This is a genomic window from Deinococcus sp. AJ005, assembly GCF_009017495.1.
In the GTDB taxonomy this organism is placed as follows: Bacteria; Deinococcota; Deinococci; order Deinococcales; family Deinococcaceae; genus Deinococcus.
Genome location: NZ_CP044990.1, coordinates 3,256,206 through 3,265,898, shown reverse-complemented (window position 1 = coordinate 3,265,898; position 9,693 = coordinate 3,256,206). Strand labels below are relative to the sequence as shown.

Below are 9,693 nucleotides of genomic sequence, written 5' to 3'. Positions count from 1 at the left end.
AGAATTTGGGAGTAATCGGCTCTCACACTCTAGGCAACCTGCACTCCCCTGCCATAGAATGAGTTTCATGAAAAAAATCTTGCTTTGGTCATTAATGGCGCTGACAGCTTGCGCTCCCACAACCTCAGCTAATTTCAGATCATCTACTTTAGAGCAGGAACCTTCAGTCAAAGTAGAGGTTGGCCTGAATCCGACAATGCCTAATCTTAAGACATTTGTAGTAATTCCACTGTCTGAATTTAGTGAAGACGCCGGAGCTAAAGGAATAACCGCTCAGCATCTAGCTTTTCAGGCGCGTAATTATATGGAACTTCTTGGATATCGTTTCATCGAAAAAAAGGATGAGGCGGATCTCAAACTTTTCGTAGATTCATCAAATAATTATAGTGAAACATATATACCAGCTTCTCAATATACTGTGCCTATTTATGTACCAAGCACTACTGCTAGATATAATTCTAATACAAATGGATATTTTAATTATAATGGAGGATATTCAGGCTGGGGGACTTATTCAGGAACCACTTCAGGCTCTGTGAACGTACCCGGATACTATACAAGCCAAACTTACAGTAGGGAAGGCTACTCTAAGGGATTATTTTACCCCGCCGTGAGCGTGATTGTTTACGACGCCAAAACCCAAAAGGAACAAGTCATTGCCTCAGGCGTGGGAACGTCGCAAAATTCAGATGTTAGGGTTTCCGCACAAAATCTTATGTACAGAATATTCGCGCAGATGCCGCCAGCTAATTTTCCAGACAACCCAACAAAATCTGGGCAAATAGGATTTTTTGTAGTGCCATGGACATCCGACGGAAATACATATTATCCAATTATTACGGATGTAACGAAAGATTTACCTGCTGAAAAAGCTGGTCTTAGATTTGGCGATTTTATTTTGACAATTGATGGGCAATCCACAGCAAATCGACCTGACGTTGAAATAGGAGTTTTACTTGCAGGCGAAGCAGGTCAAGAAAAAATTCTGGTCATTAATAGGGGAACAGAAGTAAAGACGGTGAAAATAATGATGATTGCGCGAAAATAATAGATATGACGATTGTATAGCTATTTTAGTAGGTCATTTCTACTGATTCTTCCAAACCTATCTCCATCCACGAAAAGGTCTGGTTCAGCACTCTACCCCCAAAAGGACGACTGCCCCCTCTCTTTTTCCCCGCAGCCGCTAGACTCGCCCCATGAATCTTCCCGCTGGCTCTCCCACCCTGACGGTGGCGTTTCTGGCGGGGCTGATCTCGTTTCTCAGTCCCTGCGTGCTGCCGCTGGTGCCCAGTTACCTGGGCGTGATCGGCGGGGCAAAGGTGCCGCTGCTGCGGGCGCTGGGCTTTATTGCGGGCTTCGGCCTGGTGTTTATTGCGCTGGGAGCCACCGCCAGCAGCCTGGGCGCACTGATCGCCCCCCACAAATTCCTGCTGGGCCAGATCGCGGCGGTCCTCATCACCTTCTTCGGGCTGGTGATGCTGGGTGTGATCCGCCTGCCCTTCCTGATGCGCGACACCCGCGCCCTGGCCGATGCCGGGGGCTACGGCCCGGTGGCCCTGGGTGCGGCATTCGCCTTCGGCTGGAGTCCCTGCCTGGGTCCAGCCCTGGGCAGCATCCTGGGTCTGGCCGCCAGCAGCGCCAGCCTCAGTAGCGGCGTCCTTCTGCTCAGCGCCTACACGTTGGGTCTGGCCGTGCCGTTCCTGCTGGCCGCATTGCTGTGGGACCGTTTTAACCTGCGCCGCCTCAACCGCTACGCCGGAATCTTTGAGAAGGTGGGCGGCGGCATTCTGGTTCTGGTGGGCGTGCTGATGCTGACCGGGCAATTCACGCGGCTGGCGACATTCTTTTACGAGGTGACGCCCGCGTGGCTGAGGGTCTAAGTATTCAAAGTGTCGGGGCGGCCTCTGCCCAACACAGCCCGCCCCCCGAACCCGCCCTGCAACTGCGTGACCTGTGGCTGAGGCTGGGCCGCGAGGTCATCCTGCGCGGCGTGAATCTGGATGTCATGCCGGGGGAGGGAATCACGCTGCTGGGCGAGAACGGGGCGGGGAAGACCACCCTGCTGCGCCTGCTGGCCTCCGGGCTGCGGCCCACGCGCGGCGAGGGACGGGTGATGGGCTTTGACCTGCGCGACTCGCGGGCCGTGCGTGACTACATTCACCTTATGCCGGTGGACGCTGGACTTTACCCGGATCTGAGCTGCACCGAGAATCTGGAATTTGCCTTGAAGATGCACGGCCAGACTGGGGATGTGGCGGCTGCACTACGGCGCGTGACGCTGGAAACTGCCGCCAGTCGCCGCGTCCGTTTCCTCTCGGCGGGGATGCGGAAGCGGCTGGCCCTGGCCCGCGCCCATCTGCTGGCTCGCCCGGTCACGCTGATAGACGAACCCTTCGCCAATCTGGACACCGCAGGCCGCCAACTGGTACTGGAGCTGCTGGCTGAACTCCGCGCCGGGGGCGTCACATTGCTGATCGCCGCCCACGAGCCGGAACTGGCGCGGCAGGTGGCCCCGCGTGCCCTGCGGCTGGCAGCGGGGGTGCTGCATGAGGAATAGAGGTGTAAGTTTTTTGACCCCTCTACCCTTGCGGGACTGGTACAGCTCGGTACGAGAGAGGGGCGTTGCGAAGCAACGGGGTGAGGGGGCCACGGCGCAGGCCCCCACCGCAAACCACACGCCCAAACCCTCCCCCCAGGCCCGCCCATGAACAACATCTTCCACCTCGCCGCCAAAGACCTGCGCGTCGCCGGACGCACGCGCGATACCCTCCTCGCCACCGCCTTTTTCGCCGGGCTGGTGCTGCTGGTGCTGGGGCTGGCGCTGGGCGGCAACGTGGGCCGCACGCTGTCCCAGACGGCGGGGGTGGCCTCCGGTGCAGTCTGGACCGCCCTTGCATTGGCGGCGGCGGTGGGCGCACAGCGGGCCTTCGCGCAGGAGCAGGAAGCGGGGGCGCTGGAGCAACTCACGCTGTATCCGGGGCCGCACGGAGCGCTTTATCTGGGCAAGCTACTGGGCGTGCTGGGGCCGCTGCTGCTGGTGGCGGCGTTCACGCTTCCGGCAGGGTTGCTGCTGTTCGGCGCGGCGGGTGCGGACTGTGTGCCGGGCCGAGAGTGCGCGCCGACGCCTTGGCCCCTGTTGACCCTCGTCACTGCGCTGGGTGTGACGGGTTTCGCAGCTGGCACAACCTTCTACGGTTCCATTACCGTCAGCCTGCGCGCCCGCGAGGCGCTGCTGCCCGCGCTGGCCTTTCCGATTCTGGTTCCGGTGGTGATCGCCACCGTGCGCGCCACCTCTGGCCTGATTGAAGGCTTGCCCTTTGACGAGCTGTGGCCGTGGTTCGCCTTCCTGACCGCCTTTGATATCGGGACTATCATTCTGGCGACGCTGCTGTTTCCCTATGCGGTGGAGGGATAGACTCACTGACCTCTCCCCGTACAAAAGCACGGAGAGCATGTCCCATCCGCCCTTTGACACCTGCCGCTCTTCTGCTAGTATCAGAATATGAAGCGTCAATTACGTAATGAAGCCGATGCATATCCGGCCAGCGGACGCGGATATGTGCATGTCTGCCCGGACTGTGGCCTGCCCATGACCCTGCATGATCTGCGTGACGGCGATCAGGCGTACTGGTGCCACGCGTGCGGCAAGGGCCACCGCGCGGGCGATCCGCCCATAGACGCGCTCAGGCCGCTGCCCCAGGCGGGATAACAGCGCAGGCCGGGGCGCTATGCTGGGCCGCATGACGGACCCAACCTCTTCCCAGGACCGCGCCGGGGCAATTTACCGTGAGGTGCTGGCCGGACAGGTGATCGCCGTGACGGGGGCCGATATGGGCTACGGCAAGACGGTCAGTACCGCCCTGGCGAAAACTGGCGCCAGCGTCGTGCTGATCGGCAACAACAGCGAATCGCTCTCGGCGCAGGCCAGCGCGCTGGAGCGCTCCGGCGGCCACGCCATTCCTATCAAGGCCGACGTGAGCGTGCCGCTGGACTGGCTGAGCGCCCAGACCCGCATTCTGGAAATCTTCGGCGCTTTGCACGGCATAGTCCATCTGGCCGACAAGCGCACCAACGTCAGTTTCACCGCCCTCAGCGAGAACGAGTGGATGGAACTGTTTAACAGCAACGTCAAGAGCAGCGTCGCCATCGCGCAGATTCTGGGCCGCCGTCTGCCCGACACCTGGCTGACCATCATCGGCCCGCATGGCGACGAGCCGGGGTTGCAGGCCCACCCGCAGCGCGGCGCGATTCGTGGGCTGGTGGAGGCGGCGGTGCGTGAGGACCTGCGCCTGAACATGCTGCTGCCCTCGCGCGCCAGCAGCGGCGACGAGGCGCTGGACCGCCCGCTGGCCGACGCCGTGCTGGCCCTGGCTGCCCCCCGCATGCGCCACCTGCGCGGCAACGTGATGGACGTGCCGCTGCCCGCTGCGCCTAAAGTTCGCCTGCCCGAAATCATGGCCGCATTGAACGCGTTGTGATGAACCCTCTATGAAATGCCCGTACTGCTCCGCCCCCGATTCCAAGGTGGTCAACTCGCGCCCCAGCGACGACGGGGCCAGCATCCGCCGCCGCCGCGAGTGCCTGAACTGCGCCCGGCGCTTCACCACCTACGAACGTGCCCAGCTTGAGCCGCTGATGGTGGTCAAACGCAGCGGCCCGCGTGAGGCGTTCAACCCCGACAAGCTGCTGCGCGGCCTGTCCCTGGCCACCGAGAAACGCCCGGTGGAGCCGGAGGCCCTGCGCGCCTTTGCCTACGGCTTTGAGGACGAGGTGGGGGCCGCTGAGATCGCCAGCGAGGAAATCGGCAAGCGGGCCATGACCTTCCTGCGCCCGCTGGACGACGTGGCCTATATCCGCTTTGCCAGCGTCTACCGCGACTTCGATAGCCTGGAACGCTTTATCGAGGAAATCCGGGGGCTTAAAGACCGGGAGGATTAAGCTCTTCCAGCAGGCAATTCTACCCAGGAAACAAAAAACCCGTCCTCTCGGACGGTGATGGCAATACTATAGCGCCAAATACGGCGGGTGTCAAATTTATACATCGCTCCAAAATTCATGCGCTGGGACGGCATAAGTCGAACTACTTTCAGGAATCCGTTTGCATGTTCGCCCGGTAACAGGCATTCAAGCCGAGATTCCGGGTGTTCTGAAAGCCTAGGGATTCATAAAAGGCCAGTTGCGCTGGCCCGTCGTCGGTTAGAAGCGCCATCTGCATAACGTGTGCATAGCGGATCAGCACGGCGTTCATCAGTGCGCGGCCCACGCCCCGGCGCTGCCAGTCGGGCAAGACCAGGATGTCCTGCACGAACAGTATGCTCACGTCGTCGCTCAGGCCGCGCACCAGACCGACGAGTTTGCCGCACTCACTGCGGGCCGTCCACACGAAACTGGATTGCCGGAGGGCGCGGGCCAACGCTTGCGGGTCACAGGTGTAGGCGGTCCAGTCCGCCGAATCGTAAAGGCGCAGGAGTTCGTCCAGCTCGGGAATTTCGCCAGTAGTTAGATGGAAGGTCATTCTGGACGGCAGCGCCAGCTCAGGCCGGGGCAGACTGTTCCGCGTCGTCGGGGCGGGGAATGATGGGTGTCTCGTTCGCTGGGATGCGGCCCCGCACGTCTTTCAGGAGGGCGGCGATTTCGGCGAAGTCGGCCTTGATGTTCCCTGTCGGCTGCACATAACCGATAATGCCGATGCGTTTGTGCTGCCAGTCCAGCGCGGTCACGGCGATGGGCACGCCTGCCCTCTGGGCCATGTAATAAAAGCCAGTCTTCCAGTATTCTGCCCGGTTGCGGCTGCCTTCCGGCGCGACGAGCAGCACGATTTCTTCCTCGCGCTCAATCACCGAAACCACGGCGTCCACGAAGTTGCCCCCGGCGCGGCGGCGGTCCAGCGCAATGCCGCCCACGCCTCGCATGAAGATGCCCATCGGGAAGTTAAACAGCTCACGTTTGCCGACCCAGTGCAGCGGAATGCGGGTGGCCCACTTCCAGAACAGCCCTGGCCAGAAGTCCAGATTGCTGGTGTGCGGTGCGGCAGCCGTGACGAACTTGACCCCGCCCATCGGCGGCGGCTCCAGCAGCGGCGTCCATCCCGTCAACCGCAACGCGAGGAGAGACACACGCGATGCCAGCGTATGCGGGCGGCCCAGCCAGGTGACAGACACGGCCCGAGTATACGGGCGGCATTCTGCCAGAACTCTTGCGCGGCTTCAGAGATAGACCAGACAGCCGCGTTCGCGGAGCTGGTCAAAGACCACTGGCAGGCGCTCCAGTCCTTCCGGCAAACCGGTCAGGCCATTGGTCCGCAGATCCAGCCGGGTCAGCGTCCCCAGCCACCTGACACTGTCCTGCAAAGCCGTCAGTGCGTTGTTCTGGAGGTTCAGTCCTCGCAGGCGGACGCAATGGGGTGGTCACGCTTCCAGAACAAGCCGCCTGCTCAGTCCTGCCGACTTCTGACCTTCACGGGCAGCGGCTGAGGCTCCGGCTCCTTCTGAATCGAGGCGAGGAGCAGGGAGAAAACGATAGCCAGTCCGGCGAACACGAGTTCCATGCTGCAGTGTGATCCGTGGCGTCTGACAGTTGGGTCACGGGTCAGTTGATAAGTTTCAGTCCTGCGGCTGCCAGCGCCGCTCCGAACTGCTCCGGCGTCACGGGCAATACGCTCAGGCGAGAGCCTTTGCGGGTCAGCGGTGAATCGGCCCACTCGGGCAGGGCGCGGATGGCCTCTAGCGTCAGCACGGTGGGAAAGGCGCGCACCGCCTCCACCTCCACCATGCTCCAGCGCGGCTGGGATGGGTCAGATTTGGGATCAAAATAGGCGCTGGTTGGGTCAAATTGCAGATCGTCTGGGTGGGCGGCCCGCGTGACCCGCGCCACGCCCGCAATTCCTGGCATCTTGCTGCGCGAGTGATAGAAGAGACACAGGTCGCCCTCCATCATCTGCCGCAGAAAATTGCGCGCCTGATAGTTGCGGACGCCGTTCCAGGGTTCGCGTCCTACGCGTTCCAGATCGGGGTAGCCAAAAACATCGGGTTCGGATTTGAGGAGCCAGTGGGGCATGGGGTCAGGGTAGAGCGGGAAGGGGGGGCAAGTTCTGGATGCCCTCAACCATTGCGGCCATCATGAAACAATGTCCTCAATGAATCTTCCCTCCCTGCTCTGCGGCCTGAACCTGTCCCATGCCTTCGCAGCAGTGGTTCTAGAGAGACCATGATCCTCGGCATCGACATGGGCGCGAGCAGCAGCAAGTGGGCGCTGTTTTCTGATGGGGTCTCTGGTGGGGAAGTGGCCGCCAGCGGCGTTTACGCTTCCCTGTCCGGCCACCTCTACACCCCTGAAGCGCGGCAGCACATGGCCGCTGGACTGGCCGGGATTCGCGCCGCCATTCCCGGCCAGCCTTCAGCGGTGGTGGTGGGTGTCACCGGCCTGTCAACCGATTTCGCGCCGCTGATGATGGAAATGCTGTCCAGTACGTTTCATCTGCCCCAGCACGCGATACACGTCACTGACGATCTGCATCTGGCCTACGCCGCGCATTTTCCTTCTGGTGGCGGCACCCTGGTCTATGCCGGAACCGGGAGCATGGCCTACCACCGCCCCGTTTCAAATGACGGTACAGCGGCAGACGAGGTGGTCCGCGCGGGCGGTCACGGTTTTCTGATCGACGACGCGGGCGGGGCCTTCTGGCAGGGGCGGCAGGGCCTGAAAGCGGTATTGCGGGAGGTGGATGAGGGGCGAGGGGAGAGCCTGCTGGCCTCCAGCATTTTTGGGGTCATCGGTTCCCAGCACTGGCCGGACATTCGGGCCTATGTGTACGGCGAGGGCCGCGCCGCGCTGGCCCGGCTCGCGCCTGCCGTGTACGCCGCTGCCGTGGACGGCGATCCACGCGCCCAGGACATCCAGCGCCGCGCCGGGGAAGAACTGGCTCGGCTGGGTGGGGCGGTGCTGAAGCGCACGGGAAACTCACAACTGGCGCTGTGCGGCGGCAGCTTCAATCCGCTGGTGAAGGCGGCTTTCCACGCGCACTTCGCGGGCCGTGACGTGAGCTTTACACCCACCGTCTCGCCGCTGCTGGGAGCTTTGGCCCTGGCCTGAGTTCGGAAGGTTGTTGGGGTTGTCGTCTACATTCGTACTGCAAATTCCGTGCCGGATAATAAAAAGGCCCCCTTGCGGGGGACTGGTGGAGCTTAGAACGAAAGGGTTGGGAGGAGGTGGACGGCAAAGCTGTTCTGGTGCGGGTTTTTCCAACTCCATAGAAAATTTCCCCAAACTGCTGTCTGACACGCTCACGCGGAGCCTGAATTCAGTGGCGCCAGGCAAGCACGGTCACAGTCCAGAATGGGGGCAGAGTCGAACTAAGCCTGGGCTTCCTCACCCTTCTCGCCGCGCTTGTACGGACCCTTTTCCTTCCACTTCAACCGCACCGGGATTCCGGCCAGCGCCAGATCCTCGCGGATGCGGTTTTGCAGGAAGCCCTCGTAGGCGCGGGTCACAAAGGTGGCGCGGTTGCAGAAAATGGCAAAGGTGGGCGGCGCGGTTTCCACCTGGGTCATGAAGTACATCCGCAGCTTCTTGCCGTGGAAGTTCGGCACGGCCTGACGCATCTGCCAGACTTCCAGCCAGCGGTTCAACTCGCTGGTGGGCACGCGGCTCTGCCACTTGTCGTGCAGTTTCATGGCCTCGGCCAGCATCTCGTGGATGCCGTAGTCGTTGATGGCGCTGGTGTACACGCGCGGCGCGTAGGAAATATGGTGCAGCTTCTGGTTCAGGTCCCGCTCGGTGCTTTTCAGGTCCGCGTCGGGGATCAGGTCCCACTTGTTGACCACCACGATCACGGGCTTGCCGCTGTCGTAGGCGAGGTTGGCCAGCTTCAGCTCGTGGTCGCCCAGTTCGTCGGCGTTGACCACCAGCCAGATCAGGTCGCTGCGGGCAATGGCCGCCTGGCTGCGCTGAATGGCGTAATCCTCGATGGCGGTGGGGGGCTTCTTGCGAATCCCTGCCGTATCCACCAGCACAAAGCGCTGCCCGCCGTAATCCCACTCTACGTCCAGGCTGTCGCGGGTGGTCCCTGGCTGATCGGCCACGATGGCGCGGTCACTCTGCACAATGGCGTTGAGTAGGCTGGACTTGCCCACGTTGGGCCGCCCGATCAGGCTGATTCGGATGGGCGCAATTTCCGGCACGTCATCATCGTCGTCGGGCATGTGGGTCATCACGCGGTCCATCAGTTCGTCCAGGCCGCGCGCGTGTTCGGCACTGATCGGCACAGGATCGCCGAAGCCCAGGCCCCACAACTCGGCCAGGTAGACCTCGTGCTTCTGGCTGTCGATCTTGTTGGCCACCACGATCACCGGAATGCCCAGGCGGCGCAGCCAGTCGGCCACCTCGTAGTCGGCGGCGCTCAGGCCCTCGCGGGGGTCCAGCACGAAGATCACGGCCTGCGCGCCCTCAATGGCCCACTCGGCCTTCTGGCGGATGGCGGCTTCCCACTCGTCGCCGCTCCACAACCCGCCCGTGTCCACCAGGGTGATCCGGTGGTTCTGGTACAGCATCATGCCTTCCTTGGCGTCACGGGTCACGCCGGGGAAGTCGGCCACGACGGCCTCGCGACGTCCGATCAGGCGGTTGAACAGGCTTGATTTGCCGACGTTGGGTCGGCCCACAATGGCAACTTTATGCATTTTTAAACGCTCC

13 protein-coding genes are annotated in these 9,693 nt (G+C 61.8%); 8 read left to right on the top strand and 5 right to left on the bottom strand.

Annotated elements, in window-relative coordinates:
* The first annotated feature begins 67 nt into the window (after positions 1–67).
* From DAAJ005_RS17695 to nrdR, 7 genes are all read left to right on the top strand, one after another.
* Positions 68–1,048: a PDZ domain-containing protein gene (locus DAAJ005_RS17695; protein WP_192930819.1), complete on the top strand. Its 981-nt coding sequence runs from the start codon at positions 68–70 to the stop codon at positions 1,046–1,048.
* Positions 1,049–1,199: 151 nt separating this feature from the next.
* Complete coding sequence (locus DAAJ005_RS17690) at positions 1,200–1,883, top strand: cytochrome c biogenesis CcdA family protein (protein WP_151848246.1); 684 nt, start codon at positions 1,200–1,202, stop codon at positions 1,881–1,883.
* The gene (ccmA, locus tag DAAJ005_RS17685) at positions 1,868–2,560 is read left to right on the top strand and encodes a heme ABC exporter ATP-binding protein CcmA (protein ID WP_370519742.1); all 693 of its coding nucleotides are present in this window, start codon (positions 1,868–1,870) and stop codon (positions 2,558–2,560) included. Before DAAJ005_RS17690 ends, ccmA begins: the two co-directional genes overlap by 16 nt.
* A gap of 147 nt (positions 2,561–2,707) precedes the next feature.
* Positions 2,708–3,418 (top strand): heme exporter protein CcmB, encoded by a 711-nt coding sequence (locus DAAJ005_RS17680; protein WP_151848245.1) that lies wholly within the window; start codon positions 2,708–2,710, stop codon positions 3,416–3,418.
* Between the two features lie 87 nt (positions 3,419–3,505).
* Positions 3,506–3,712 carry a hypothetical protein gene (locus tag DAAJ005_RS17675; protein ID WP_151848244.1) on the top strand — a complete coding sequence of 69 codons (207 nt, stop codon included), beginning with the start codon at positions 3,506–3,508 and terminating at the stop codon, positions 3,710–3,712.
* Positions 3,713–3,743: 31 nt separating this feature from the next.
* A complete protein-coding gene (locus DAAJ005_RS17670; RefSeq protein ID WP_151848243.1) occupies positions 3,744–4,481 on the top strand; it encodes an SDR family NAD(P)-dependent oxidoreductase in 738 nt (245 codons plus the stop codon).
* Between the two features lie 10 nt (positions 4,482–4,491).
* Positions 4,492–4,941, top strand: coding sequence for a transcriptional regulator NrdR (gene nrdR / locus DAAJ005_RS17665; protein ID WP_151848242.1), 450 nt, complete (start codon positions 4,492–4,494; stop codon positions 4,939–4,941).
* Positions 4,942–5,089: 148 nt separating this feature from the next.
* On the opposite strand, the gene DAAJ005_RS17660 is transcribed toward nrdR, so the two are convergent.
* The 4 genes from DAAJ005_RS17660 to DAAJ005_RS17650 form a co-directional block, all read right to left on the bottom strand.
* The gene (locus DAAJ005_RS17660) at positions 5,090–5,518 is read right to left on the bottom strand and encodes a GNAT family N-acetyltransferase (protein WP_151848241.1); all 429 of its coding nucleotides are present in this window, start codon (positions 5,516–5,518) and stop codon (positions 5,090–5,092) included.
* Between the two features lie 19 nt (positions 5,519–5,537).
* Entirely contained in the window at positions 5,538–6,164 is a 627-nt protein-coding gene (locus DAAJ005_RS17655; protein WP_151848240.1) for a 1-acyl-sn-glycerol-3-phosphate acyltransferase, read from the bottom strand.
* Positions 6,165–6,209: 45 nt separating this feature from the next.
* Positions 6,210–6,353, bottom strand: coding sequence for a hypothetical protein (locus DAAJ005_RS19000; protein ID WP_192930818.1), 144 nt, complete (start codon positions 6,351–6,353; stop codon positions 6,210–6,212).
* A 238-nt stretch (positions 6,354–6,591) separates the two neighbouring features.
* Positions 6,592–7,059, bottom strand: a complete 468-nt coding sequence (locus DAAJ005_RS17650; protein WP_151848239.1) for an EVE domain-containing protein — start codon at positions 7,057–7,059, stop codon at positions 6,592–6,594.
* Positions 7,060–7,209: 150 nt separating this feature from the next.
* On the opposite strand from DAAJ005_RS17650, the gene DAAJ005_RS17645 reads away from it, so the two are divergent.
* Positions 7,210–8,094, top strand: coding sequence for an N-acetylglucosamine kinase (locus DAAJ005_RS17645; protein WP_151848238.1), 885 nt, complete (start codon positions 7,210–7,212; stop codon positions 8,092–8,094).
* Positions 8,095–8,354: 260 nt separating this feature from the next.
* On the opposite strand, the gene der is transcribed toward DAAJ005_RS17645, so the two are convergent.
* Positions 8,355–9,680, bottom strand: a complete 1,326-nt coding sequence (der, locus tag DAAJ005_RS17640) for a ribosome biogenesis GTPase Der (protein ID WP_151848237.1) — start codon at positions 9,678–9,680, stop codon at positions 8,355–8,357.
* Positions 9,681–9,693: the final 13 nt, after the last annotated feature.